This window comes from Cellulomonas sp. P4_H12 (genome assembly GCF_056400905.1).
Genome location: NZ_JBFUKJ010000018.1, coordinates 15,554 through 41,786 on the forward strand (window position 1 = coordinate 15,554; position 26,233 = coordinate 41,786).

The following is a 26,233-nucleotide window of genomic DNA, read 5'->3' on the forward strand; positions in this document are numbered from 1 at the left end:
ACAGACCACGATGGACCTCTCACAGAACCGGCCGGGGTCGACGACGACCCATCGCGCGGTCGCTCCCGCCTCCCCGGGGAAGCGACGAGGGAGCCACAGGAGCCATGAGCACCGTCGGGACGAGCGACCTGTTCGAGACTCCCGCCCCCGACGCCGGCAGCGACGTGTTCGCCCAGCGGGTGGCCGCGGCCACGCTCGGCGCGCTGGACACGTTCGCCCTCCACCTCGGCCGCACGCTCGGCTGGTACCAGGCTCTCGTCGACGACGGCCCGCTGACCTCCGTCGAGCTCGCCCGCCGCACCTCCACGCACGAGCGCTACGCCCGCGAGTGGCTCGAGCAGCAGGCGGCGGGCGGCTGGCTGTTGGCCGACGGCCCCGCGGACGTCGCCGGGACGGAGCGCCTGTTCCGCGTCGCGCCCGGCGCCGTCGAGGTGCTCACCGACCCCGACAGCCTCGCGCACACCGCGCCGCTGGCCGGCTTCGCGGTGGCGATCGGTCGGCGGTTCGACGACTTCGTCGAGGCGTACCGCACGGGCGGCGGCGTCAGCTGGGCGCAGCTCGGCCCCGACGCGCGGGCCGCCCAGTCGGCCGTCAACCGCCCGCTGTTCCTGCACCAGCTCGCCCAGGAGATCGTGCCGACGCTCCCCGAGCTCCACGCGATCCTGACCGGACCCGCCCGCGTCGCGGACATCGGGAGCGGCGAGGGCTGGTCGTCCATCGGGCTGGCCACGGCGTTCCCCGGGGCCGTCTTCGAGGGATTCGACGTCGATCAGCCGTCGGTGGACGCCGCGCGGCGGCACGCCGTCGAGCACGGGGTCGAGGATCGCGTGACGTACTCGTGCGTCGACGCCGTCGCCCTGAGCGAGTCCCGGGCCGGGTCGTTCGACGTCGTGATGGCCTACGAGTGCGTGCACGACCTGCCCGACCCGGTCGGGGTGCTCACGGCGATGCGCACGATCGCGCGGGACGGGGCCTACGTGCTGGTCATGGACGAGCGGACGGCCGAGACGTTCACGGCTCCCGCCGACCCGACGGAGCGCCTGCTCTACGGGTACTCGATCCTGTGCTGCCTACCGGACGCCCTGTCCACGCCCGGCGCGGTGGGCACCGGGACGGTGATGCGCCCCGGCGTGCTGGCCGGGTACGCCGAGGCGGCGGGGTTCTCCCGCCTCGAGGTGCTGCCGGTGGAGCACCCCGACTTCCGGTTCTACCGCCTGCACCTCTAGGAGCCGCGCGCGGGCGCAGGCTCGGMGCCCGCCGAGACCACGGGCAGCAGCCGGGAGAAGAACAGCGCCAGCGCCGCGACCAGCGCGAGCGCGGCGAGGCTGCCCCGGAGGGCGCCGATCCGGGCGGACTCGTTCTCGTCGACGATCGCCGTGACCTCGTCGGTCGGCAGCCCGGCCTCCTCGAGCGCCGTCTCGAGCTGGGCGTCGGACACGAACGGGACGCCGCCCGCCAGCTGGACCTGGGCGTTCGCGGAGACCTCGGCGCTGACCGCCGGGTTGTCGCCGAGGCCGGCCAGCAGGGTCGACGTCAGCGTCGCGATGAGGATCGACCCGGCCACGGCGGTGCCCAGCGAGGCGCCGAGGTTCGTCATCGTGTTCTGCACCCCGCCGACGTCGCCGGCCTGCTCGTCGGGCACGGCCGAGACCGTGACCGCGCCCAGCTGGGAGGCCAGCGCACCCACCCCGAAGCCGGCGAGCAGCAGCGGCACGGCCACGATCTCGGCGCCGGCACCGACCTCGAGCGCGCCGATGAGGACGACGATCCCCAGCAGCATGGCCACCAGGCCCCAGCGCACCACCTCGCGCGGGGAGGCGCGGGGGAAGAACCGCGGGATCCCGACCGCGGCAACGAGCAGCGACACCGAGAGCGGCAGCAGCCGCACCCCCGTCTGCAGCGCGGTCAGCCCGAGCGCGATCGACAGGAACAGCGGGACGACGAAGAACAGGCCGGCCTGGATCATGAACTGGAAGAAGAACATGGTCAGGCCGCCGGCGAGCCGGGCGTTGCGCAGCATCTCGAGACGCAGGAGCGGCTCGCGGCCCGCGGCGGTGACGTGCTGCTCCCACGCGACGAACAGCCGCAGCACCACCAGTCCGGCCAGGACCAGCCAGACGGTCGGCGACAGGCCCAGCCACGACGGGCCGCCGGGTCGGGTGAACACCCAGCCCCACTCGCCGGAGCGGAGCACGCCGTACACGGCCAGCCCCAGTCCGAGGGCCGAGAGTGCGGAGCCGACCAGGTCGAGTCGGAACCGCTCCTCGGGCGGGGCGTCGGCGATCTTGCGGGTGAGCGCCAGGATCCCGATGACGAGCACGACCTCGGCGGCGAAGACGTAGCGCCAGGTCCAGTACGTGGTGACGAAGCCGCCGATGAGCGGTCCCGCGGCCACGGCGATCGCGCCGGCCGAGGCCACCAGCCCGTAGGCGCGGGGGCGCTCCGCCATCACGAAGTTGGAGGCCACCAGGGCGACGATCGCGGGCATGATGAGCGCCGCGCCGAGGCCCTCGAGCACGGACCAGCCGACGATGAGCACCGTCAGGTTCTGCGCGATCGACGTGACGAACGAGCCGCACGCGTAGATCACGCACCCGATCGCGAAGGCGCGTCGCCGCCCGATCAGGCTCCCGATCTTGCCGCCCGTGATCATCATCGTCGCCATGACGAGCGTGTAGAGCGTGATCGCCGTCTGGATGCCCGTGACCGTGGTCCCGACGTCCGCGGCCACCTGGGCGATGGACACGTTCATCACGGAGCTGTCCAGCGTCATGAGGAACTGCGCGGTGGCGAGCGTGAACAGCACCAACCCCGCCGCTCCGCCGGTCCTGCGCGCCATGGGGCTCCCCGTCCTGCCCGGCACGCTGCCGGGGGTTCATGGGTACCACCCGGCGGGTCGCGCCGCCACGTCGTCGCAGGTCGGGGGCGGCGGGCTCGCACCACGGGCGGTCCGGACCACCGTCGATAGGGTCGATGCATGCGCAGCTCACTGATGCAGAACGCCGAACGGTCCACCGAGCCCGGCAGCTTCGTGCTCCAGAACTCCCGGATGCTCAAGGTCGATCTCGCCGGCACGGGCGGGTTCTTCTACGCCAAGCAGGGGTCGATGGTCGCGTACCAGGGCGACGTCGACTTCGCCTACGAGGGCAGCGGCGGCATGACCAAGATGTTCAAGAAGGCGTTCACCGGCGAGGGCATGAAGCTCATGAAGGTGTCCGGCAGCGGCGACGTGTTCCTCGCCCAGGACGCCGACGAGATCTTCGTCCTGGAGCTCGAGGACGAGAGCGTCACGGTCAGCGGGTCGAACATCCTCGCCTTCGAGAGCACGCTGACCTGGGACATCAAGCGCGTCGAGGGCGCCTCGATGCTCAGCGGCGGCCTGTTCAACACGACGTTCTCCGGGTCCGGCGCCCTCGCGGTCACCGCGTACGGCACGCCCGTCGTGCTGCAGGTCGACGTCCCGACCTTCGTCGACATCCAGTCCGCCGTGCTCTGGTCGACCTCGCTGACCTCGACGGTGCGCAAGACCGCCAAGCTGTCGGCGGCGATCGGCCGGGGCTCGGGCGAGGCCTACCAGCTCGGCCTGTCGGGCAACGGCTTCGTCGTCGTGCAGGCGTCCGAGGGCCACCCGCTCCCGACGCAGAACTGACCCGGGACGCCGAACGGCCCCGGCGCGCGGTGCGCCGGGGCCGTTCGAGACGTGCGCAGCGTCAGGCCACGCGGCCGGACGCGTTCTCCTCGTCGCCGATCTTGTGCACGACGATCGAGTTGGTGGAACCCACCACGCCGACCGGTGCGCCTGCGACGACGACGACGTAGTCGCCGATCTCCGCCAGGCCCTGGGCGCGCAGCGTCGAGTCCACCTGGTTGACCATGGCGTCCGTGCTCTCGACCGAGGGCACGCGGTACGTCTGCACGCCCCAGCTCAGCGAGAGGACGTTGCGGACGTCGTCGACCGGCGTGAAGGCCAGCAGCGGGATCGCCGAGCGCAGCCGCGACATGCGGCGGGCCGAGTCACCCGACTGCGTGAAGGTGACGAGGTACTTCACGTCCAGCGTCTCGCCGATCTCGGCGGCCGCGCGCGTGATGGCACCACCGCGCGTGTGCGGCGTCGAGCCCAGGGGCGCGATGCGCTCGCGGCCCAGCTCCTCGGTCGCCTCGATGATCCGCGCCATCGTGCGCACGGTCTCGATCGGGTAGTCGCCCACGCTCGTCTCGCCCGAGAGCATGACCGCGTCGGCGCCGTCGAGCACCGCGTTGGCGCAGTCCGAGGTCTCGGCGCGGGTCGGGCGCGGGTTCGTCGTCATGGACTCGAGCACCTGGGTGGCGACGATGACCGGCTTGGCGTTGCGCCGCGCCAGCTCGACCGCGCGCTTCTGCACGAGCGGGACTTGCTCCAGCGGCAGCTCGACGCCCAGGTCACCGCGGGCGACCATGATGCCGTCGAACGCCGCGATGATCTCGGCGAGGTTCTCGACCGCCTGCGGCTTCTCGATCTTGGCGATGACCGGGACGACCCGGTTCTCCTCCTCCATGATCCGGCGGACGTCGGTGTAGTCCTCCGCCGAGCGCACGAACGACAGCGCGATGATGTCGGCGCCGATGGTGAGGGCCCAGCGCAGGTCCTCCTCGTCCTTGTCGCTCATCGCAGGGACGGACACGGCAACACCGGGCAGGTTGAGGCCCTTGTTGTTCGAGACGGGGCCGGGGACCTCGACGCGGGTGACCACGCGGGGACCCTCGACCGCGGTCACGCGGACCAGGACCTTGCCGTCGTCGATGAGGATCGGGTCGCCCACGCGCGCGTCGTTCGGCAGGCCCTTGTGGGTCGTCGAGACGAGCTCTTTGGTGCCCTCGACGTCCTCCGTCGTGATGGTGAACGTGTCGCCGACCGCGAGGTCGTGCTTGCCGTCCTTGAACCGGCCGAGCCGGATCTTCGGGCCCTGCAGGTCCACCAGGACGGCGACCGAGCGGCCGGACGCCTGCGCGGCCGCGCGGACGTTGTCGTAGACCTTCTTGTGGACCTCGGTGTCGCCGTGGCTGCGGTTGAGCCGCGCCACGTCCATCCCGGCATCGACGAGGGCCTGGATCTGCTCAGCGGACTCCGTCGCCGGGCCGATGGTGCAGACGATCTTTGCTCTACGCATGAAGCGAGCCTATGCCTTTCGTGTTTTCACGGTCGGACCGAAAGTCCCGTCCGACCACCATGGCCGGCCGGTAGAGGACCTCGGTCTGGAGGGGTTCAGGGGCGCAGCGCCACGGTGCTGGCGGTGACCGGGGACGGCAGCTCCGTGCTGCCCGAGAGGTAGGTGTCGACGGCGGCCGCGGCGGCGCGGCCCTCGGCGATCGCCCAGACGATCAGGGACTGCCCGCGGCCCGCGTCGCMCGCGACGAACACACCGGGGACGGTGGTCGCGTAGTCGTCGGAGCGCGCGACCAGACCCCTGGGTGTGAGCTCGATGCCGATCTGCTCGGTGAGCGGGTCGACCTCGGGACCGGTGAAGCCCATCGCGACGAGCACCAGGTCCGCGGGGATCTCCCGCTCGGTTCCCGGCGTCGGCACGCGGCGACCGTCGGACAGGTACTGGGTGGTCGCCAGCTTCAGCGCGCGCACGTCCCCGGACTCGTCGCCGACGAACTCGACGGTCGACGCGAGGTAGTCGCGGTCGCCGCCCTCGGCGTGCGACGACGAGACCTCGAACAGGATCGGGTCGGTCGGCCACGGCTGGTGCGCCGGGCGCTCCTCGGGCGGCCGCTTGCCGATGGCCAGCGTCGTCACCGACGCGGCGCCCTGGCGGAGCGCGGTGCCGAGGCAGTCCGAGCCCGTGTCGCCGCCGCCGATGATGATGACGTGCTTGCCCTCGGCGGAGATCTGGTCGGCGACGGGCTTGCCGGCGGCCACCGCGTTCGCCTGGTGCAGGAACTCCATGGCGACGTGCACGCCGCCGAGCTCCTTGCCGGGCACCTGCAGCTCGCGGGGCACGGTGGCCCCCGTCGCGATGACGATCGCGTCGTAGCGCGCCTGCAGCTGCGGCCAGGTGACGTCCCGGCCCACCTCGACACCCGGGCGGAAGCGCGTGCCCTCGGCCTCCATCTGGGCCAGGCGGCGGTCGATGTGGATCTTCTCGAGCTTGAAGTCGGGCACGCCGTACCGCATGAGCCCGCCGATGGCGTCGTCGCGCTCGTACACCGCGACCGTGTGGCCGGCGCGCGTCAGCTGCTGGGCGGCGGCCATGCCGGCCGGGCCCGAGCCGACGACCGCGACCGTGTGGCCCGTGAGGCGCTGCGGCACCTGCGGCGTCACGTACCCGCGCTCGAACGCCTCGTCGATGATCGAGACCTCGACGTTCTTGATGGTCACCGGCGGCTGGTTGATGCCCAGCACGCAGCTCGACTCGCACGGCGCCGGGCAGATGCGGCCGGTGAACTCCGGGAAGTTGTTCGTCGCGTGCAGGCGGTCGATGGCGTCCGACCACTGCCCGCGCCACACCAGGTCGTTCCACTCGGGGATGAGGTTCCCGAGCGGGCAGCCGTTGTGGCAGAACGGGATGCCGCAGTCCATGCAGCGCCCGGCCTGCTCCTTGAGGTACGGCTGGCCGTCCTGCAGGTGCTCGTGGACGTCCTTCCAGTCGCGGAGGCGGACCTCGACGGGGCGGTTGGGCGGCAGCTCGCGCTCCCGCACCTTCAGGAAGCCGCGGGGGTCAGCCACGGGCCACCTCCAGGATCTGGTCCCACACGCCGGGCGCGGCCGGGTCGAGGCCCTCGGCCTCGGCCTGGGCGAGCGCGCGGCGGACGCGGGCGTACTCGGTGGGCAGCAGGCGCGTGAACCGCGCCCGGGTGGTCGAGAAGTCCTCGAGCAGCTGGGCGGCGACCGGCGAGCCGGTCTCCTCGAGGTGGGCGCGCAGCAGCTGCTGCACGAGCGCGGCGTCCTCGTCGTCGAGCGGGTCCAGCGACAGCTCGTGGGTGCGCAGGGCGTCGACGTTGACCAGTGCGGGCTCGAGGTCGAGCACGTAGGCCGTGCCGCCCGACATGCCGGCGCCGAAGTTGCGGCCGGTCCGGCCGAGCACCAGGACGGTGCCCCCGGTCATGTACTCGCAGCCGTGGTCGCCCACGCCTTCGACCACCAGCGTGGCGCCCGAGTTCCGCACGCCGAAGCGCTCGCCGACCAGCCCGCGCAGGAAGATCTGCCCGGTGGTGGCGCCGTAGCCGATCACGTTGCCGGCGACCACGTTGTGCTCGCTGGACAGCGCCGCGTTGCGGTCGGGCCGCACGACGATGCGGCCGCCCGACAGGCCCTTGCCGACGTAGTCGTTGGCGTCACCGAACAGCCGCAGCGTGATGCCGCGGGGCAGGAACGCCCCGAACGACTGGCCGGCCGAGCCCGTGAGCGTGACGTCGATGGTGTCGTCCGCGAGCCCGCCACCGCCGAAGCGCTTGGTCACCTCGTGGCCGAGCATGGTGCCGACCGTCCGGTTGACGTTGCGGACCGGCAGGTCGATGCGGACCGGCTCGCGACGCTCGAGAGCGTCCGCCGCCAGCGCGATCAGCCGGTTGTCCAGCGCCCGGTCCAGGCCGTGGTCCTGCAGCTTCGTCTGGTGCAGCTGTGTCCCGGCGACGGGCGTCGGGACCGCGAGGACGGGGCTCAGGTCGAGGCCCTCGGCCTTCCAGTGGTCGACGGCGGCGCGGGTGTCGAGGAGCTCGACGTGCCCGACCGCCTCCAGCAGCGTGCGGAAGCCGAGCTGCGCGAGCAGGGCGCGGACCTCCTCCGCGATGAACTCCATGAACGTCACGACGAACTCGGGCTTGCCGGTGAACCGGGCGCGCAGCTCGGGGTTCTGCGTCGCGACGCCCACCGGGCAGGTGTCGAGGTGGCAGACGCGCATCATCACGCAGCCGGACACCACCAGCGGAGCCGTGGCGAACCCGAACTCCTCGGCGCCCAGCAGCGCGCCGATGACGACGTCGCGACCGGTCTTGAGCTGTCCGTCGACCTGCACCACGACGCGGTCGCGCAGGTTGTTCAGCACGAGCGTCTGCTGCGTCTCGGCCAGGCCGATCTCCCACGGCGTGCCGGCGTGCTTGAGCGACGTCAGTGGGCTCGCCCCGGTGCCGCCGTCGTGACCCGAGATGAGCACCACGTCGGAGTGCGCCTTGGCCACGCCGGCCGCGATGGTGCCGACGCCGAACTCGCTCACCAGCTTGGTGTGGATCCGCGCCCGCGGGTTCGCGTTCTTGGCGTCGTGGATCAGCTGCGCCAGGTCCTCGATCGAGTAGATGTCGTGGTGCGGCGGCGGCGAGATCAGGCCGACGCCGGGCGTCGAGTGCCGCGTGCGCCCGATCCACGGGTACACCTTGTTGCCGGGCAGCTGGCCGCCCTCGCCGGGCTTGGCGCCCTGGGCGAGCTTGATCTGGATGTCGTCGGCGTTGGTCAGGTACTCGCTGGTGACGCCGAACCGCCCGGACGCGATCTGCTTGATCGCCGAGCGCCGGACGGGGTCGTTGAGGCGCTCGGGGTCCTCGCCGCCCTCGCCGGTGTTCGACTTGGCGCCGATGCTGTTCATGGCGATCGCCAGGGTCTCGTGCGCCTCCATCGAGATCGAGCCGTACGACATCGCGCCGGTGTTGAACCGCTTGACGATCTCGCTGACGGGCTCGACCTCGTCGAGCGGCACGGGCTCGCGCTCGCCGTCCTTGAACGCCAGCAGGCCGCGCAGCGTCATCAGCCGCGTCGACTGCTCGTCCACCCTCTTGGTGTACTGCTGGAACACGTCGAACTGCCGCGTGCGCGTCGAGTGCTGCAGGCGGAACACGGTCTCGGGGTCGAACAGGTGGTCCTCGCCGTCGCGCCGCCACTGGTACTCGCCGCCGACCGCGAGCCGCAGGTGCGCCTGACGGTTCCCGCTGGCCGGGTACGCGTCGGCGTGCCGCGCCGCGACCTCCGCCGCGATGACGTCGAGCCCGATGCCGCCGAGCCGGCTGGTGGTGCCGGTGAAGTACTTGTCCACCAGCGGCTGCGAGAGCCCGATGGCCTCGAACACCTGCGCGCCGCGGTAGGACGCGATCGTCGAGATGCCCATCTTGGACATCACCTTGAGCACGCCCTTGCCGAGCGCCTTGATGAGGTTGGCGACGGCCTTCTCGGGCCCGACGCCGGGCAGGTAGCCCGAGCGCGCCAGGTCCTCGACGGTCTCCATCGCCAGGTACGGGTTGACCGCCGCGGCGCCGTAGCCGATGAGCAGCGCGACGTGGTGCACCTCGCGCACGTCGCCCGCCTCGACCACCAGCGAAATCTGCGTGCGGGTGTGCCGCCGCAGCGTGTGGTGGTGCACSGCCGACRGCAGCAGCAGCGACGGGATCGGCGCCAGGTCGGCGTCGGAGTTGCGGTCCGACAGCACGAGGAAGCTCACGCCGTCGGCCACCGCGGCGTCCACCTCGGCGAAGATCTCCTCGAGGCGCGCCTCGAGCGCCTCTCCCCCGCCGCCGACCTTGTAGAGGCCGCGGATGATGACCGAGCGGAAGCCGAGCGAGGGCTCCTTGGCCACGTGCACGATCTTGGCCAGCTGGTCGTTGTCGATCACGGGGAACGGCAGGATCAGCTTGCGGGCGTGGCCCGGGCCGTCCTCGAGCAGGTTGGGCTCCGGCCCGATGGCGCCGCCGATCGCGGTGACCAGCTCCTCGCGGATGGCGTCCAGCGGCGGGTTGGTCACCTGCGCGAACATCTGCGTGAAGTAGTCGAAGAGCATGCGCGGCCGGTCGGACAGCACCGCGACCGGGGTGTCGGACCCCATCGCACCCAACGGCTCCGCGCCCGCGGCGGCCATCGGGCTGAGCAGGATCTTCAGCTCCTCCTCGGTGTAGCCGAACGCGCGCTGACGACGACGGACCGAGGCGGCCGAGTGCGCGACGTGCTCCCGCTCGGGCAGCTGCTGCAGGTACACGGAGTTGTCCCGGACCCAGTCGGCGTACGGCCGCTGTGCCGCGAGCGACGACTTGATCTCCTGGTCGTCGATGATGCGGCCCTTGCCGGTGTCCACCAGGAACATGCGACCGGGCTCGAGACGACCCTTCGCGACGACGGTCGCGGGGTCGATGTCGAGCACGCCGGCCTCGGACGCGCACACGACGAGCCCGTCCTCGGTGACCCAGTACCGGCCGGGACGCAGGCCGTTGCGGTCCTGCACCGACCCGATGAGCGTGCCGTCGGTGAAGGTGATCGCCGCCGGGCCGTCCCACGGCTCCATGAGCGTCGAGTGGTACTCGTAGAACGCGCGCCGCGCCGGGTCCATCTGGGCGTGGTTCTCCCACGCCTCCGGGATCATCATCATCACCGCGTGCGGCAGCGGGCGGCCGGCCAGGTGGAGCAGCTCGAGCACCTCGTCGAAGCTGCCCGAGTCCGAGCCGCCCGGCGTGCAGACCGGCATGAGCGGCGTCAGGTCGCCCAGCTCCTCGCTGGCCAGCGTGCCCTCGCGCGCGGCCATCCAGTTGCGGTTGCCGCGCACCGTGTTGATCTCGCCGTTGTGCGCGATCATCCGGAACGGCTGCGCGAGCGGCCAGGACGGGAACGTGTTCGTCGAGAAGCGCGAGTGCACCAGCGCGATCTCGGAGGCGTAGCGCGGGTCCGACAGGTCGGCGAAGAAGGGCTCGAGCTGCCCGGTGGTCAGCATGCCCTTGTAGGCCAGGGTGCGCGCCGACAGCGACGCGAAGTAGAGGCCGTGCTCGCGCTCGGCGCGCTTGCGCAGCCGGTACGCGCGGCGGTCGAGGTCGATGCCCGCGAGCTCTCGCGACGGGTCCGCGACCACCAGCTGGCGGAAGACGGGCATGGACGCGCGTGCGGTGGGCCCGACGAGGTCCGCCGTGACGACGACCTCGCGCCAGGCCAGCACGTCGAGCTTCTCCTCGGCCGCGATCGCCTCGAGGGCCGCGACGGCAGAGCGCTGCTCGGCCTCGTCGACGGGCAGGAACGCCATCCCGATGGCGTAGTAGCCGGCGGGCGGGAGCTCGGCGTCGACGACGTCGCGCAGGAAGGCGTCGGGGATCTGGGTGAGGATGCCCGCGCCGTCGCCGCTGTCCTCCTCGGCGCCCACGGCGCCGCGGTGGTCGAGGTTGAGCAGGGCGGTCAGGCCCGCGTCGACGATGTCCCGACCGGGTGTGCCGCGCAGCGTGGCGACGAACGCGAATCCGCACGCGTCGTGCTCGGCCGCGGGGTCGTAGAGACCCTGCGGCAGTGGCGCACTGAGAGCGCCAGGGCTCGCGGGCGACGTCGACATCAGCACCGTCCTCACGGTCCCCGAGGGGTCGGGGCGTAGCACGAACAAGGGGGGAACGCGGGACGTCGTCGGCCCAGTGTGGCGACGATACAGGGCGGTCCGCGGACCACCCGCATCGTCGGCGATGAGGTGAGCTACCGGCCTTCCGCGGGTCAGCGGGCGGGGTCGGTCGCGTTCTCCTCGTCGTCCTGCACGGTCGGGGGTGCCAGCAGGAGGGTCGTGTCACGTCCTGGGTGCCGGCGCCCGACCACCACGAACGCTACCAGCGCTCCCAGGCCGACGATGATGGACGTCCAGACGTTGAGTCGCAGGCCCAGGAAGTGGTGCGCGGGATCGATCCGCAGCAGCTCGATCCAGAGGCGGCCCGTCGTGTAGATGACGACGTAGAGCCAGAACACGCGGCCGTAGCCGAGCCGGAACCGGCGGTCGAGCCAGATCAGCAGCGCGGCGCCGCCCAGGTTCCAGAGCATCTCGTACAGGAACGTCGGGTGGTAGAGCGTGCCCGCGGGGTCGCCGACGGGCATGTGCTCGGGGTCGATGCGCAGGCCCCACGGCAGCGTGGTGGGACCGCCGTACAGCTCCTGGTTGAACCAGTTGCCCAGCCGGCCGATCGCCTGCGCCACCAGCAGGCCGGGCGCGAGCGCGTCGGCCCACGGTGCGAGGCGGACGCCCTGGCGACGGCAGCCGATCCAGGCGCCGATCCCGCCGAACGCCACGGCGCCCCAGATGCCGAGCCCGCCCTCCCAGATGTACAGCGCGCGGACGGGGTCTCCGCCCACGCCGAAGTACGCGTCCGGCGAGGTGATCACGTGGTAGATCCGGCCGCCGACGATGCCGAACGGCACCGCCCAGAACGCGATCTCCAGGGTGGTGTCGGGTTCGCCGCCGCGCTCGATCCACCGCCGACGCGTCAGCCAGAGCGCCGCGACGATGCCCAGCAGGATCGCGAACGCGTAGGCGCGCACCGGAAAGGGCCCGAGGTGCCAGACGCCCTGCGCCGGGCTGGGGATCGCGGTCGGCAGCAGCGCGCTCACCGCGCGCGCCCCGGCGCCGAGCGCACGCCCTCGGCCAGGTCGGCCGTCAGCCCGGCGAGCGCGCGCCKACCGGCGGCGTCGTCGTCGGCGTCGAGCAGCGTCCGCACGAGCGCGGAGCCCACGATCACGCCGTCGGCGTACCGGGCGACCTCCGCGGCCTGCTCGGGACGCGAGATCCCGAGGCCGACGCAGACGTGCTCGGCTCCGGCGGCCCGGGTGTGCGCGACCAGCTCCTCCGCGCGGCTGCCGACGCTCGCCCGCTCCCCCGTGACCCCCATGGTCGAGGCGGCGTAGACGAAGCCCCTCGAGGCCGCGCTGGTGGACGCGAGCCGCTCGGGCGTCGAGCTGGGGGCCACCAGGAACACGCGGTCGAGGCCGTGCGCGTCGGAGGCGGCGATCCAGTCGGCGGCCTCGTCGGGGATGAGGTCGGGCGTGATCAGCCCGGCCCCGCCCGCGGCGGCCAGGTCGCGCGCGAACGCGTCGACGCCGTACCGCAGCACGAGGTTCCAGTAGGTCATGACCAGCACCGGCGCACCGCGCCCGGCGACCTGCTCGACCGCACGGATGGTGTCGCCGACCCGGGTGCCGCGCGCGAGCGCCGCGTCGACCGCCCGCTGGACGGTCGGCCCGTCCATGACGGGGTCGCTGTACGGCACACCCAGCTCGACCACGTCCACGCCGGCGTCGATCATGGTGCGCACGGCCTCGACCGAGCCGTCCACCGACGGGTACCCGACGGGCAGGTAGCCGACGAACGCGGGGCGCCCGAGGGCGTCGAGGTGCTCGGCGACCTGCGAACGGACGGCGACGGTGCTCACAGCTGTTCTCCCTGGTCGGCCAGCACGACGGGCTCGTCCTCGATCAGGTCGAACCACGCCGCGGCGGTGGCCACGTCCTTGTCCCCGCGCCCCGACAGGTTGATCAGCAGCACCGGCTCGTGGCCGTCGTGGCCGGTCCACGTCGAGAGCTCCGCGCCCAGCTGGATCGCGCCCGCCAGCGCGTGGGCCGACTCGATCGCCGGGATGATCCCCTCGGTCCGGCACAGGATCCGGAAGGCCTCCATGGCCTCGACGTCGGTGACCGGCCGGTAGTCGGCGCGACCGATGTCGTGCAGCCACGCGTGCTCGGGCCCGACGCTCGGGTAGTCCAGCCCCGCCGACACCGAGTGGCTGGGCAGCGTCTGGCCGTCGTCGTCCTGCAGCAGGTACGACTTCGCGCCGTGCAGCACGCCCGGCTCCCCGCCGGAGAACCGCGCCGCGTGCCGACCGGACGAGATGCCCTCGCCGCCGGCCTCGAAGCCGAACAGCCGCACCTCGGGGTCGTCGAGGAACGCGTTGAAGATGCCCATCGCGTTGGACCCGCCGCCGACGCATGCCGCCACGGCGTCGGGCAGCCGGCCGATCTCCTCGAGGAGCTGGGCCTTGGCCTCCTCGCCGATGATCTTGTGGAAGTCGCGGACCATCTCGGGGAACGGGTGCGGACCGGTCACCGTGCCGAGCAGGTAGTGCGTGGTCTCGACGTTGGCCACCCAGTCGCGCAGCGCCTCGTTGATCGCGTCCTTGAGGGTCCGCGTGCCGATGGTCACGGGGATCACCTCGGCGCCGAGCAGCCGCATGCGGGCGACGTTGAGCGCCTGGCGACGCGTGTCCTCCTCGCCCATGTACACGGTGCACTCGAGGTCGAGCAGCGCGGCCGCGGTCGCGGTGGCGACACCGTGCTGGCCGGCGCCCGTCTCCGCGATCACGCGCGTCTTGCCCATGCGCTTGACGAGCAGGGCCTGCCCGAGCACGTTGTTGATCTTGTGCGAGCCGGTGTGGTTGAGGTCCTCGCGCTTGAGGAACACGCGGACGCCGGGCGCGACGTGCGCGGCGAACCGCGGCACCTCGGTCAGCGGGCTCGGGCGGCCGGTGTACGTCTTGTGCAGCCGGGCGAGCTCGCGCCCGAACGCCGGGTCGGTGAGCGCCTTGTGGTACGCCGTGTCGAGCTCGTCGAGCGCCGCGATCAGCGCCTCGGGCACGTACCGGCCGCCGAACTCGCCGAAGTACGGGCCGGCGTGCGTGGACAGCGGGCCGCCGGCAACGGCCTCGAGCAGCTTGTCCGACAGCGGTCCGACGGTGGGCCGACCGCTCACTGGCGCACCGCCCGCAGGGACGGGTGGGCACCCGCCGCCACGAGGTCGGCGACGGACTCGCGCGGGGCGTCGTCCGTGACCAGGGCCTCGCCCACGAGCACGGCGTCGGCGCCGGCCCGCGCGTAGTCCATGACGTCGTGCGGGCCGCGCACGCCGGACTCGGCGATCTTCACGATGTGCGACGGGATCGAAGGGGCGACCCGGGCGAACGTGGTCCGGTCCACCTCGAGCGAGCGCAGGTCACGGGCGTTGACGCCGATCACGCGGGCGCCGGCGTCGGCGGCCCGGGCGACCTCCTCGGTGTCGTGCACCTCGACCAGGGCGGTCATGCCCAGGGAGTGCACCCGCTCGACCAGCGACTCCAGCACGGTCTGCTCGAGGGCGGCGACGATGAGGAGCACGAGGTCGGCCCCGTGGGCCCGCGCCTCCCACACCTGGTACGGCGTGACCACGAAGTCCTTGCGCAGGACGGGGATGTCGACGCGGGCGCGGACGGCGTCGAGGTCGGCGAGCGAGCCGTGGAAGCGACGCTCCTCGGTGAGCACCGAGATGACGGCGGCGCCGCCCTTCTCGTACTCGGCCGCCAGCGCGGCCGGGTCCTTGATGGTGGCGAGCGCGCCCTTGCTGGGGCTCGAGCGCTTGACCTCGGCGATGACGCGGACCGCGTCCTCGGCGCGCAGGCGGCCCACGCACTCGATGGCGGACTCGCGGCGGTGGGCGCGCTCCTTGACCTCGGCGAGCGGCGTGGCCTGCTCCCGGACGGCGAGGTCCAGTCGGACTCCCGCGACGATGTCGTCCAGCACGGTCATCGACAGCTCACCTTCTCCCCCGGTCGGTTCCGGACCTCGTCCTCGCCGTCGATCGTGGCGGTGGCCCGGTGAGACATCGTAGAGCGGTCCCGGAGTGACCCGGACCACAGGCCGGTGGGTGGGACGGGACTCAGGGCGCCAGCCAGGGCGCCAGCGCCGGGACGTTGCGCAGCACCCCGAACGCAACGATCACCGCGAGCACCACCCACGCGAGCCACGCCGGTGCGGGACGGACCGGCCGACCCTGCGCCCGGCGGACGACGAGGCGGACCCAGAGGGCGACCACCACGGGGACGGCGAGAACCCAGAGCGGGTTCATCGACCACGCCGCCGCGAGGTCGCCGTGGGCGAGGTCGTGCGTCGCGCGCAGCCCGCCGCACGCGGGGCACCAGAGGCCGGTCAGCGCGTACAGCGGGCAGACGCCGTAGCTGCCGGCCGTGTGCGGGTCGCGCAGCGCGAGCACGACGGTCGCCGCGGCCGTGACGCCCGCGGCGACCAGCGGACCGCGCACGGACGCGCGACGGCCCGCCCCGCCGGACGCCGGGGCGTCGGGCATGAGCGGGCCGTCGGGCAGCTCAGTAGTTGGAGCCGTTGTAGCCCTCATTGAAGGCGTCCCGGAAGTCGGCGTTGGAGAAGAGCACGGCGAACAGGATGATCCCGAGGATCGACAGCACGATGGCGACCCAGCCGAGGATGATGCCCGCGGTGGCCATGCCGCCGTTGTTCGCCTCGCCGCGCGCGACCGCCTTCTTCGCGTTGCTGCCGACGATGACCGCGGGGATGCCCGTGAGCAGGCCGCACGACAGCACGAACGAGACGATCCCGAGCACCAGCGACCAGACGGCGAGGCTGTTCTTCGGGTACGAGACCGCGTAGCCGGCCGGCGGGTAGCCGCCGGTCGCCGAGCCGTACGGCGCGGCGGCGGGGTACGGGGTGGCGGGCGGCGCGCCGTACTGCGGAGCCGACGGGTACTGCGGCGCCGACGGGTACTGCGGCGCGGCGTCAGGGGCGGGGGCCGCGCCCGGGTACTGGGGTGCGCCCGGGTACTGCGGGGCAGCCGGGGGCTGCGGCGTGGCGTCCGGGTCCTTGGGCGGCTCGGCGCCGTACGGGTTCTGCGGCTCGTTGGGGGTCGACATCGGTCCTCCTGGGTCGCGTGCGCGCACCCGGCTCCCGGGCGGCGGTGGAACAGCTGTGCGTCAGTGGCCGCCGGTGCGGGCCGCCCGGGCGCGCGTCTTGGCGCCGCCCTGGCCGTGGCCCGACGCCTGGAGCACCTTGCCGGCCACCAGGCCGAGCACCACGAGGGCCATGCCCACCCAGAACAGCCAGACCAGCGCGAACGCGACGCCGAGGCCCGCGATGGTGAAGGCGATGACCACGCTGTAGGTGGTGACCCACGCGGCGAGCGTCTTGCCGTGGTTCGTCGGGGCCGCCGTGGGCGGCAGGTGCATCGCCTCCGTCGTGGTGGCGTGCTGCGCGCGGTGCGCGAGGGTGTTGTCGGCCATGAGGGTGCCCTTCGTGCTCGGTTCTGCGCTCACCCTATCGGACCTCCGGGCCTCGTCCCTGTACCGCCCGCGCAGGTCAGGACGGGTCGTCGCCACGGCTCAGGGCGTCCCAGTCGGACCGCTCGTCCGGCTCCGCCGGCGCGGCCGGTGCGGCCGCGGTCTCGTGCCGGCGGGAGGGTCCCGCCCATGCGCGCGATGCCAGCACCAGCCAGACGCCGGCGAGCACGTCGAGCACCCCGACGGCGACCGCCAGCGCGGGCCAGGCGCTCGTGGTGACCGGCCCCGCGAGCAGGCCCACGCCGGTCTGCGCGGCAACCACGGGCGTCACGGCGGCGACCGGGTCAGCCAGCACGGCCAGCGTCGTGCCGACGACGAGCACGCCGCACGCGACGACCACGAGGGCGACGACCCAGCGCCCCGCGCGTCCCACGAGCGCGACCGCGGCCACCGCGGCCAGGACGGCGACCGCCGCCGCGAGGATCGCGGGGGCGACCTGCGAGCCGGAGACGTGCACCGTGACCGTGCCCTCGAGCGCCGTCGTGCCGGTGGTGGTGAACCAGGTAGGCACCGCGACGATCGCCGTCAGCCCGGCCAGGACCAGCAGCACGGCCGCCGCTCGACCCCGTCCCGCCCGGCGGCGCGGCGCCGCTCCCGTCACGCGCCCGCCCGACGCAGCCGGGACGCGATCTGCACGGCCCGCACGGCCGCGGCGGCCTTGTTGCGGGACTCCTCGTACTCGAGCGCGGGCACCGAGTCGGCGACGATCCCGCCGCCCGCCTGGACGCTCGCGCGCCCGTCCCGGATGAGGGCCGTCCGGATGGCGATGGCCATGTCCATGTCGCCCGCGAAGTCGAAGTAGCCGACCGTGCCGCCGTAGATGCCGCGGCGCGCGGGCTCGATCTCGTCGATCAGGGCGATCGCCCGCGGCTTGGGCGCGCCCGACAGGGTGCCCGCGGGGAACGTGGCGACCAGCGTCTGCAGGGCGGTCGCGCCCTCGCGCAGGCGGCCCACCACGGTCGAGCAGATGTGCATGATGTGGGAGTAGCGCTTCACGGCCATGAACTCGACGACCTCGACGCTGGTCGGCTCGCACACCTTGACCAGGTCGTTGCGGGACAGGTCGACCAGCATGATGTGCTCGGCGCGCTCCTTCGGGTCGGCGAGCACCTCGTCCTGCAGGCGGCGGTCCTCGTCGGGCGTCGCGCCGCGCGGCCGGGACCCGGCGATGGGGAACGTCACGACGCGCCCCGAGGTGACCTTCACCAGCGTCTCCGGGCTCGACCCGACGACCGCGAAGTCGCGCCCGTCCGCGTCCTGCAGCTGCAGGTAGTACATGTACGGGCTCGGGTTGATGGTGCGCAGCACCCGGTAGACGTCGAGCGGCTCCGCGGGGCAGTCGAGGTCGAGCCGCTGCGACAGGACCACCTGGAACACGTCGCCGTCGCGGATCGCCTCCTGACCCGTCCGCACGGCGTCCTCGAACTCCTGCCGGGTCGAGCGGAACGCGAGCTCCGGCTCGGCGACGTCGGTCAGCACGGCGACCGCCGACTCGGTCGGCTCCAGCAGCGCCGCCTCCATCGCGTCGAGCCGCGCGACCGCGTCCGCGTGCGCCTCGTCGACCCGCTGGTCGGTGTCGTCGAAGTTGATGGCGTTGGCCACCAGCCAGACCGAGCCGTCGTGGTGGTCGACCACCGCGAGGTCCGTGGCCAGCAGCAGCGTCAGCTCGGGCACGCCGAGCTCGTCGGGCGCGTTGGCGGGCAGCGTCGGCTCCCAGTGCCGCACGATGTCCCACCCGAGCGCGCCGACGAGGCCGCTGGTCAGGGGCGGCAGCCCCGCGACCGCCGGGGTGCGCAGCGCGTCCAGCGTTCGGGCCAGGACGTCGAGCGCGTCCCCCTCCGTCGGCACCCCCACGGGCACGTCGCCCACCCAGACCGCCGAGCCGTCGCGCACCGTGAGCGTGGCCCGCGAGTGCACGCCGACGAACGAGTAGCGGTCCCACGTCCCGTCCGCCTCGGCGGACTCGAGGATGAACGTGCCGGGCCGACCGGCGGCGAGCGTACGGTACAGGCCGACGGGCGTGATGTCGTCGGCCAGCAGCCGGCGCACGACGGGGATGACGCGCCGGTCACGCGCCAGGCCACGGAACGCGTCGACCGACGGCCACGTGCCACCCCAGGGAACCTCGGCCGCGGTGACCGTGGGCAGGGTGGGCGCGGTCATCGGGCGTCTCCTTCGGTCGGGCGGGTGCCGACGGCCGCGGTGAGCGGGCCGCCGGCGTCGAAGCAGGAGTGCGCACCGGTGTGGCACGCCGCGCCCACCTGGTCGACCTCGACCAGCAGGGCGTCGCCGTCGCAGTCCAGGCTCACGGCCTTGACGTACTGCGCGTGGCCCGACGTGTCGCCCTTGCGCCAGTACTCCTGGCGGGAGCGGCTCCAGAACACGACGCGCCCCGTKGTCAGCGTGCGGTGCAGCGCCTCGTCGTCCATCCAGCCGAGCATGAGCACCTCCCGCGACTCGTGCTGCTGCACGATCGCCGCCACCAGGCCGTGCTCGTCACGCTTCAGGCGGTCGGCGACGGCGGGGTCGAGGGTCGGTGCGACGGGGCTGGAAGACACGGACCGATCCTGCCACGCGGTCGCGGGCGGCACGGACCCCGTCCCACCGGCCGTCAGCGGGTCTGCGACACCCAGGCGGCGTGCATCGCGGCGTAGTGACCGTCGCGCGCGACGAGGTCGTCGTGGTGCCCGATCTCGACCACGCGTCCCGCGTCGACGACGACCACGGTGTCGGCAGCCTCGGCGGTCGAGAGCCGGTGCGCGATCGTCAGGGTGCTCCGGCCGCGGGTCAGCGAGTCGAGCGCGCGGGCGATCCGGACCTCGGTCGCGGGATCCACGGCGGAGGTCGCCTCGTCGAGCAGGAGCAGGTCCGCCTCGGCGAGGTAGGCCCGCGCCAGGGCGACCAGCTGCCGCTCCCCCGCCGACAGGGACTCGCCGCGCTGGCCCACAGGCGTCTGCAGACCGTCCGCCAGCTCGTCCACCCAGCCGTCCAGGCCCAGCGCCTCGATGGCCTCCCGGATGCGCGCGTCGTCGTCCGCCGCCGCGGTCGTCCCGTCCTCGTGCCGCAGGCCGTACGCCACGTTCTGGGCGAGCGTGCCGTCGAACAGGAACCCCTCCTGCGGAACCAGCACCACGCGGCGCCGCAGCTCCGCGACGGAGATGTCGCGCACGTCGACGCCGTCGAGCAGCACCGACCCACGGGTCGGGTCCATGAACCGGGCGACCAGCTTGGCGATCGTCGTCTTGCCCGAGCCCGTGGCGCCGACGACGGCGACGGACGTGCCCGGCGGGATGGCGACGTCGACGCCGGTGAGCACGGGCGGGCCGTCGGGGTAGGCGAAGTCGACGTCGCGGAGCTCGACGTGGGCCGGGCCGCGGGGGCTGGGCACGCCGCCGGGACCGGCGTCGACCACCTCGACGGGCGTCTCGAGCACGCCCAGCACGCGGCGCCACCCGGCGACCGCGTTCTGCAGCTCGTTGAGGATCTCGGTCGCCATCTGCACGGGACCGGTGAACAGCTGCACCAGGAAGAGGAACGCGAGCAGCCGGCCCACGGTCATCTCGCCGGCGATGCCCAGGTAGGTCCCGGCGACGACCACGACGGCCAGCACCAGGTTGGCCACGAGCACGCCGCTGGAGAACACGAGGGCGACCAGGTTCTGCGCGCGCACCATGGCGGCGCGGGTCGCCGCGACGGCCGCGTCGATCTTGCGCTGGGTGCGCTCGGCCACGCCGTACGCCCGGATGGTCTCGGCGCCGACCACGGCCTCGGAGACCGCGCCGAGCATCCCGCCGACCCGTTCGCGCACCGCGGTGTAGCGGGCGTTGACGCGCTTCTGCAGGGGCTGCAGGAGCACGAAGAGCGGCACGAAGCCGGCCCACACGATGAGCGTGAGCTGCCAGGAGTAGACGGCCATGAGCACCGTCGCCACGCCGATCTGCAGCACCGAGACGAGCAGCATGATCCCGCCCCACTGCACGAACAGGGAGATCGTGTCGACGTCCGACGTCACGCGGGAGACCAGCGAGCCGCGGCGCTCCGTGTTCTGCGTGAGCACCGAGAGGTCGTGCACGTGCCGGAACGCCTGGGTGCGCAGCGCGAGCAGGCCGCTCTCGCTCGACCGGAACAGCCGGATGTTGACGTACGCCGAGCACACGGCCCCCACCAGCAGGCCCAGCGCGGCCAGCCCGGCGAGCGCCACGACGCGCGGCACGTCCGGGCCGCCCGCGGCGAGGATGCCCGTGTCGACGGTCTGCTGGACGGCGATCGGCACGAGCACGCGGCCGATCGACGCCACGACCGCGAGCAGGACGGTGAGCTGCCAGCCGACCAGCAGCTGGGGCGAGACCTGGAGCCCGCGGCGCAGCGTCGCCAGCACACCCAGGGTGCTGGCGGGCGCGACCCGGTGGCTGTGGCTCATGCCGACTCCTCGACGACCTCGAGCGCGGCCTCGTCGGCGGCCTCGGCGGCGCGGCGGGCGGTCTCCTGCTCGTACGCGGTGGCCAGCTCGCGGTACCCCGCGTCGCGCGCCAGCAGCTCGTCGTGCGTGCCCCGGTCCACCACGCGACCCGACTCGATGTGCACGACCTCGTCGGCGAGCAGGACGGAGGACATCCGGTACGCGACCAGCAGCACGGTCGGGCTGCCGGCACCACCCTCGTCGCGCAGGCCCCGCAGGATCGCCTGCTCGATCCGCGGGTCCACCGCGGACGTCGCGTCGTCGAGCACGAGGACCGCCGGTCGCCGGACCAGGGCGCGCGCCAGCGCGAGCCGCTGACGCTGACCGCCCGAGAGGTTCGCGCCGCGCTCGCCGAGGGGCGCGTCGAGGCCCCCGGGCAGCGCGCGGACCACGTCGTCGACGCGGGCGAGGCGCAGCGCCGCCCAGACCGCCTCGTCGTCGGGCGCCCCGGCCTCCCCCTCGTCCGCGAGCGTGACGTTCGAGCGCACCGTGTCCTCGAAGATGAACGTCGACTGGGCGACGAGGGCCACGTGCCGGCTCAGGTCGGCCGGGCGCACGTCCCGCAGGTCGAGCCCGTCGACGCGCACCGACCCGCGCGACGGGTCGGCGAGCCGGCTGACCAGGGAGACGAGGGTCGTCTTGCCCGCGCCGGTGGGTCCGACGAGCGCGACCGTGCGTCCCGCGGCCACGTCGAGGTCGACGTCGTGCAGCAGCTCGAGCTCCCCGCCGCCGGGCAGCGCCACGGACCGTCCGACGTCCCGCAGCTCGACGCGAGCGCCGGCCGCCGGCGACCACGGCGTGCTGCCGACGCTCAGCGCGCCGTGCGCGTCGATGACCCGGGCGATCCGGTCGTAGCCGACGAGCGCGCGGGGCACCTCGCCGAGCACCCAGCCGAACGCCCGCACGGGCACGGCGAGCAGGGTGAGCAGATAGGCGGCGGCGACGACGTCGCCGGTCCCCACCCGGCCGGCGCTGACCTGCATGGTGCCGACGACGAGCACGAGCAGCGTGCCCAGGCTCGGCAGCAGGTCGATGACCGGGTCGAACATCGCGCGGACGGTCCCCACGCGCACGTTGGCGTCCCGCAGCTGCGCGGCCCGTGCCGCGAAGCGAGCCTCCTCGCGCGCCGCCGTGCCCAGCGAGGTGACCAGCACGGCCGCCTCGAAGCTCTCGTGGGCGATGTCGGCGACCTCGGCCCGCAGCTGCTGCGCGTGGATCGCGGCCGGCGACATGCGGCGCTGGAACACGAGGTTCGCGACGACCGCGAGCGGCAGCACCACCAGCGCGGCGAGCGCGAGCCACACGTCCGTCCGGAACAGCTCGACCGCGGCGACGACGAGCATGACGACGACGCCCAGCGCGAACGGCAGCGGGTTGAAGATCGACGTCGCCGCCTCGACGTCCGCGCTCGCGTTCGACAGCAGCTGACCCGTCGGGTGCCGCCGGTGCCAGGACATCGGCAGGCGCAGGTACTGGCGGGTGACGGCGGTGCGGTGGTCCTCCTGGATCAGGGCGAAGCCCTTGCCGGCGAACATCCGGCGACCCGCGACGGCGACCGCCAGCGACACCGCGACCAGCGCGATCACCAGCCCGGCGAGCCAGATCCGCCCGCGGGCCTCCGTCGACCCGCCGAGCGCCGGGACGACCACCTGGTCCGTCACGGCGCCGAGCACGCGGCTGACGGTGACCGTCAGCACGCCGAAGACCGCCGAGGTGCCGATGGCCAGGACGTAGGTGCCCGGGTGCGCGCGGATGCCGCGGACGATCAGCTGGACCGCCCGACGCGGCACGGAGCCGGTGAGGGCCACCGACGCCGGTGACTCGTCTCGCGTGCGCACGACAGGACCTTCCGTGGAGCTCAGGGGGTGCAGCCATCCTCTCACGGCACTGCGAGCGCTTACCCGTCACGCGGGCCCGCCGCCCGCATGCGATCCTGCGCTCATGACCTGGCACGAGATCGAGCGCGCGCAGCTGGCGCAGGCCCTCCTGGACGTCTCGCCCGACGCGCCGACCCTCTGCGAGGGCTGGCAGGCGCGGCACCTGGCCGCGCACGTCGTGCTGCGCGAGCGCTCACCGCTGGTCGGCGCCGGGATCGCCGTGCCCGCCCTGTCCGCGCGTGCCGAGGCGGCCATCGCGAGGCTCGCCGACACCGCGGCGACCGAGGGCGCCTACCGCGACCTCGTGGCCCGGGTGGCGGCCGACCGCCCGGCGTTCTGGCACCCCGGCAGCTTCGCCGGGGAGTCGACCAACGTCATCGAGTTCTTCGTGCACACCGAGGACGTCCGCCGCGGCGCCGGACCGGTGCCGCCCCGAGAGCTCGACCCGGACCTCGTCGAGACCCTGTGGACGCAGCTGCGCCGGTCGGGCGGTGCGCGCCTCCGGAAGGTGCCCGTCGGCGTCGTGCTGGTACGTGACGACGGCGTCCGGCACCGGCTGCGCAGCCCCAAGGTCGATCACGGCACCGTCGTCGTCCGGGGGGCGGTCGGCGAGCTCGTGCTCTACCTGCTCGGCCGCGGCGCCGCCGCCGACGTGCGGGTCGAGGGTGACCCGGACGACGTCGCCGAGATCGAGCGGGTCCTGCCCTCGCGCTAGCCGGCCGCCTGGTCCGGGTGGCCCGTGGCCAGGATGTCGACGACGAAGACCACGGTCTGTCCCGCGAGCTCCTCGCTGTCGGTGACCCCGAGCGCGTACGTGGGCGGCACGACGAGCATGACCTGGCTGCCGACCGGCTGGTCGACCAGCCCTTCGGCCCACGCCTGCACGTCCTGCAGCGAGAACGAGACCGGCAGGCCGTGGGTCCACGTCGAGTCGAACGGCTCACCGGTGGTCCAGGCGAAGCCGGTGTACTGCACGGTCACCACGTCGTTCGCACCGACCTGCTCCCCGGCCCCGCGGATGAGGGGCGCCGCGACGAGCGCCGACGGCGGGTCGGTGCCCGTGGGGGTGATCGACGGAGCGCCCGACGCGTCCAGCGCGACCGCAGGCAGGTCGGACCGCGCGGGCACGGGTTGGCCGTCGGCGCGGGTCGGCAGCACGTCGACCACCGTGACCGTCGGGTAGTTCGTGGCGCCCGACCCGCTGCCCGGGCTGACCTGCAGCAGGCGCGCACCGACCTTCTGGCCGCGCAGCGTGTTGTACAGGTCCGAGCCGAGGTCCTCCTCGGTCAGCAGCATCGCGGTCGGGTTGGTGGAGTAGCTCTCCTTCACCAGCGAGGCGTCGGTGGCGTCCTCGAGCCAGAAGTCGATGAGCACGGGACCGCCCTCGACCAGGTCCGCGCCCGTGCCCTCCCAGATCTGCTCGGTGCGCGTCTTGTCCACCTGCAGCGGTGTCACGTAGGTGATGGTCGGCGCCTCGCCCGGCTCGCCGGACACCGTCACCGCGTCCGGCTCCGTCTCCGGAGTGCTGCACCCCGCGAGGGTCAGCAACGCGATCGCCAGACCGGCCACCAGGGCTCGGCCCTGCAGTCGTCGCACGTCGTTCCTTCCGCTGCTGGGGGTCCCGGCACGCGCCGGACCACGGCCCTCGCGCATGCGCGCTCACGGTCCCGAGGGACTCAGGACCGCCACACTGTACGGCCCGACGCTGGATGGTCCCTGCTACATCGACTCGATGAGCCGGTCCACCCGCTCGTCGACGCTGCGGAACGGGTCCTTGCACAGCACCGTGCGCTGGGCCTGGTCGTTGAGCTTGAGGTGCACCCAGTCGACCGTGTAGTCGCGCCGGGCGTCCTGGGCGGCGCGGACGAAGTCGCCGCGCAGCTTGGCCCGGGTGCTCTGCGGCGGGACGGCGGTGGCCTCGAAGATCTCCAGGTCCGTGGTCACCCGCTCGACCATGCCCTTGGCGGCGAGCAGGTTGTACAGACCCTCGGTGCGGGAGATGTCGTGGTACGCCAGGTCGAGGCGCTGTACCCGCACGTCGGACAGCTCGAGGTCGTGCTTGGCGCGGTACCGCTCGATGAGCTTGTACTTGATGACCCAGTCCAGCTCCCGGTCCACCAGCGACAGGTCGCCGGTGCGCAACGCCCGCAGCCCGCGCTCCCAGAGGTCGAGCACCTGCTTGTTCTCCGGGCTCGGGCCACCCTCCGACGCCAGGAAGTCCGTCACCCGCGTGAGGTACTCCTCCTGCAGGTCCACCGCGGTGACCGTCCGGCCGTTCGCCATGGTGACCGGGTGCATGCCCGTGATGTCGTGGCTGATCTCGCGGATCGCCCGGATCGGGTTCTCCAGCGCCATCTCCCGCATGGGCACGCCGGCCTCGATCATGCGCAGCAGCAGGTCCGTCGTGCCGACCTTGAGCATGGTCGTCGTCTCGGACATCGACGAGTCGCCCACGATGACGTGCAGGCGGCGGTAGTGCTCGGCGTCGGCGTGCGGCTCGTCGCGCGTGTTGATGATGGGCCGGGAGCGCGTGGTCGCGCTGGAGACCGCCTCCCAGATGTGGTCGGCGCGCTGGGACAGGCAGTACACGGCCCCGCGCGGCGTGGTGAGGACCTTGCCGGCACCGGTGAGGATCTGCCGGGTGATGAGGAACGGCACCAGCACGTCGGACAGCCGGGAGAAGTCGCCCTGGCGGCGCACGAGGTAGTTCTCGTGGCAGCCGTAGGAGTTCCCCGCCGAGTCGGTGTTGTTCTTGAACAGGTGGATCTTGCCCGGCAGCCCCTCGTGCTCGAGGCGCTGCTGCGCGTCCGCCACCAGGCCCTCGAGGATCCGCTCGCCCGCGCGGTCGTGGGTGACCAGCTGGCGCACGTCGTCGCACTCCGCGGTCGCGTACTCGGGGTGCGAGCCGACGTCCAGGTAGAGCCGCGACCCGTTGCGCAGGAACACGTTGGACGAGCGGCCCCAGGCCACCACCTTGCGGAACAGGTAGCGCGCGACCTCGTCGGCCGACAGCCCGCGGCCGTCCTGCGCGGCGCAGGTCACGCCGTACTCCGTCTCGAGGCCGAAGATCCGTCTGTCCACCGCCGTGCTCCTTCCG

At 73.1% G+C, this 26,233-nt stretch carries 21 protein-coding genes; 3 read left to right on the plus strand and 18 right to left on the minus strand.

The features are described from left to right. Positions 1-104 precede the first annotated feature (104 nt). Complete coding sequence (locus tag AC1DQC_RS11950; protein ID WP_477051456.1) at positions 105-1,226, plus strand: class I SAM-dependent methyltransferase; 1,122 nt, start codon at positions 105-107, stop codon at positions 1,224-1,226. Here the strand turns inward: AC1DQC_RS11950 and AC1DQC_RS11955 are convergent. After that, positions 1,223-2,839, minus strand: coding sequence for an MFS transporter (locus tag AC1DQC_RS11955; RefSeq protein ID WP_477051457.1), 1,617 nt, complete (start codon positions 2,837-2,839; stop codon positions 1,223-1,225). The genes AC1DQC_RS11950 and AC1DQC_RS11955 overlap by 4 nt on opposite strands. A gap of 138 nt (positions 2,840-2,977) precedes the next feature. Between AC1DQC_RS11955 and AC1DQC_RS11960 the strand changes: the two genes are divergently transcribed. Then, entirely contained in the window at positions 2,978-3,649 is a 672-nt protein-coding gene (locus AC1DQC_RS11960; protein WP_477051458.1) for an AIM24 family protein, read from the plus strand. Positions 3,650-3,710: 61 nt separating this feature from the next. On the opposite strand, the gene pyk is transcribed toward AC1DQC_RS11960, so the two are convergent. The 15 genes from pyk to AC1DQC_RS12035 form a co-directional block, all read right to left on the minus strand. Further along, positions 3,711-5,147 carry a pyruvate kinase gene (gene pyk / locus AC1DQC_RS11965; protein ID WP_477051459.1) on the minus strand — a complete coding sequence of 479 codons (1,437 nt, stop codon included), beginning with the start codon at positions 5,145-5,147 and terminating at the stop codon, positions 3,711-3,713. 95 nt (positions 5,148-5,242) lie between these two features. After that, positions 5,243-6,709, minus strand: a complete 1,467-nt coding sequence (locus AC1DQC_RS11970) for a glutamate synthase subunit beta (protein WP_477051460.1) — start codon at positions 6,707-6,709, stop codon at positions 5,243-5,245. After that, positions 6,702-11,267: a glutamate synthase large subunit gene (gene gltB / locus AC1DQC_RS11975; protein ID WP_477051461.1), complete on the minus strand. Its 4,566-nt coding sequence runs from the start codon at positions 11,265-11,267 to the stop codon at positions 6,702-6,704. Before gltB ends, AC1DQC_RS11970 begins: the two co-directional genes overlap by 8 nt. Before the next feature lie 152 nt (positions 11,268-11,419). Beyond that, positions 11,420-12,301, minus strand: a complete 882-nt coding sequence (lgt, locus tag AC1DQC_RS11980) for a prolipoprotein diacylglyceryl transferase (protein ID WP_477051462.1) — start codon at positions 12,299-12,301, stop codon at positions 11,420-11,422. Then, positions 12,298-13,119, minus strand: coding sequence for a tryptophan synthase subunit alpha (gene trpA / locus AC1DQC_RS11985; protein ID WP_477051463.1), 822 nt, complete (start codon positions 13,117-13,119; stop codon positions 12,298-12,300). Before trpA ends, lgt begins: the two co-directional genes overlap by 4 nt. Continuing rightward, positions 13,116-14,432 (minus strand): tryptophan synthase subunit beta, encoded by a 1,317-nt coding sequence (trpB, locus tag AC1DQC_RS11990; protein ID WP_477051464.1) that lies wholly within the window; start codon positions 14,430-14,432, stop codon positions 13,116-13,118. The genes trpA and trpB overlap by 4 nt, the downstream gene beginning before the upstream one ends. Next, on the minus strand, positions 14,429-15,241 hold the full coding sequence (trpC, locus tag AC1DQC_RS11995) for an indole-3-glycerol phosphate synthase TrpC (protein WP_477051465.1): 813 nt from the start codon (positions 15,239-15,241) through the stop codon (positions 14,429-14,431). Before trpC ends, trpB begins: the two co-directional genes overlap by 4 nt. Before the next feature lie 130 nt (positions 15,242-15,371). Further along, on the minus strand, positions 15,372-15,797 hold the full coding sequence (locus AC1DQC_RS12000) for a DUF2752 domain-containing protein (protein WP_477051466.1): 426 nt from the start codon (positions 15,795-15,797) through the stop codon (positions 15,372-15,374). Between the two features lie 19 nt (positions 15,798-15,816). After that, complete coding sequence (locus tag AC1DQC_RS12005) at positions 15,817-16,377, minus strand: DUF4190 domain-containing protein (RefSeq protein WP_477051467.1); 561 nt, start codon at positions 16,375-16,377, stop codon at positions 15,817-15,819. 60 nt (positions 16,378-16,437) lie between these two features. Continuing rightward, a complete protein-coding gene (locus AC1DQC_RS12010) occupies positions 16,438-16,776 on the minus strand; it encodes an HGxxPAAW family protein (protein ID WP_477051468.1) in 339 nt (112 codons plus the stop codon). A 43-nt stretch (positions 16,777-16,819) separates the two neighbouring features. After that, positions 16,820-17,350: a Trp biosynthesis-associated membrane protein gene (locus AC1DQC_RS12015; protein WP_477051469.1), complete on the minus strand. Its 531-nt coding sequence runs from the start codon at positions 17,348-17,350 to the stop codon at positions 16,820-16,822. A 47-nt stretch (positions 17,351-17,397) separates the two neighbouring features. Continuing rightward, positions 17,398-18,963, minus strand: a complete 1,566-nt coding sequence (locus AC1DQC_RS12020) for an anthranilate synthase component I (protein ID WP_477051470.1) — start codon at positions 18,961-18,963, stop codon at positions 17,398-17,400. Then, complete coding sequence (gene hisI / locus AC1DQC_RS12025) at positions 18,960-19,358, minus strand: phosphoribosyl-AMP cyclohydrolase (protein ID WP_477051471.1); 399 nt, start codon at positions 19,356-19,358, stop codon at positions 18,960-18,962. The genes AC1DQC_RS12020 and hisI overlap by 4 nt, the downstream gene beginning before the upstream one ends. 53 nt (positions 19,359-19,411) lie before the next feature. Continuing rightward, positions 19,412-21,220, minus strand: a complete 1,809-nt coding sequence (locus tag AC1DQC_RS12030) for an ABC transporter ATP-binding protein (RefSeq protein WP_477051472.1) — start codon at positions 21,218-21,220, stop codon at positions 19,412-19,414. Further along, the gene (locus AC1DQC_RS12035; RefSeq protein WP_477051473.1) at positions 21,217-23,097 is read right to left on the minus strand and encodes an ABC transporter ATP-binding protein; all 1,881 of its coding nucleotides are present in this window, start codon (positions 23,095-23,097) and stop codon (positions 21,217-21,219) included. Before AC1DQC_RS12035 ends, AC1DQC_RS12030 begins: the two co-directional genes overlap by 4 nt. A 103-nt stretch (positions 23,098-23,200) precedes the next feature. Between AC1DQC_RS12035 and AC1DQC_RS12040 the strand changes: the two genes are divergently transcribed. Then, entirely contained in the window at positions 23,201-23,851 is a 651-nt protein-coding gene (locus tag AC1DQC_RS12040) for a TIGR03085 family metal-binding protein (protein WP_477051474.1), read from the plus strand. Here AC1DQC_RS12040 and AC1DQC_RS12045 read toward each other — a convergent pair. Both AC1DQC_RS12045 and pafA read right to left on the minus strand, forming a co-directional pair. Next, entirely contained in the window at positions 23,848-24,732 is an 885-nt protein-coding gene (locus AC1DQC_RS12045) for an FKBP-type peptidyl-prolyl cis-trans isomerase (protein WP_477051475.1), read from the minus strand. The two genes, AC1DQC_RS12040 and AC1DQC_RS12045, sit on opposite strands and share 4 nt — an antisense overlap. Positions 24,733-24,855: 123 nt before the next feature. Then, a complete protein-coding gene (gene pafA / locus AC1DQC_RS12050) occupies positions 24,856-26,217 on the minus strand; it encodes a Pup--protein ligase (RefSeq protein WP_477051476.1) in 1,362 nt (453 codons plus the stop codon). Positions 26,218-26,233: the final 16 nt, after the last annotated feature.

What these genes read in the sequence shown, in the direction of transcription:
- AC1DQC_RS11950 (WP_477051456.1), top strand. Translation starts at nt 105, where the DNA reads ATGAGCACCGTCGGGACGAGCGACCTGTTCGAGACTCCCGCCCCCGAC.
- AC1DQC_RS11960 (WP_477051458.1), top strand. Translation starts at nt 2,978, where the DNA reads ATGCGCAGCTCACTGATGCAGAACGCCGAACGGTCCACCGAGCCCGGC.
- pyk (WP_477051459.1), bottom strand. Translation starts at nt 5,147, where the DNA reads ATGCGTAGAGCAAAGATCGTCTGCACCATCGGCCCGGCGACGGAGTCC.
- trpC (WP_477051465.1), bottom strand. Translation starts at nt 15,241, where the DNA reads ATGACCGTGCTGGACGACATCGTCGCGGGAGTCCGACTGGACCTCGCC.
- AC1DQC_RS12000 (WP_477051466.1), bottom strand. Translation starts at nt 15,797, where the DNA reads ATGCCCGACGCCCCGGCGTCCGGCGGGGCGGGCCGTCGCGCGTCCGTG.
- AC1DQC_RS12005 (WP_477051467.1), bottom strand. Translation starts at nt 16,377, where the DNA reads ATGTCGACCCCCAACGAGCCGCAGAACCCGTACGGCGCCGAGCCGCCC.
- AC1DQC_RS12020 (WP_477051470.1), bottom strand. Translation starts at nt 18,963, where the DNA reads ATGACCGCGCCCACCCTGCCCACGGTCACCGCGGCCGAGGTTCCCTGG.
- AC1DQC_RS12030 (WP_477051472.1), bottom strand. Translation starts at nt 21,220, where the DNA reads ATGAGCCACAGCCACCGGGTCGCGCCCGCCAGCACCCTGGGTGTGCTG.
- AC1DQC_RS12040 (WP_477051474.1), top strand. Translation starts at nt 23,201, where the DNA reads ATGACCTGGCACGAGATCGAGCGCGCGCAGCTGGCGCAGGCCCTCCTG.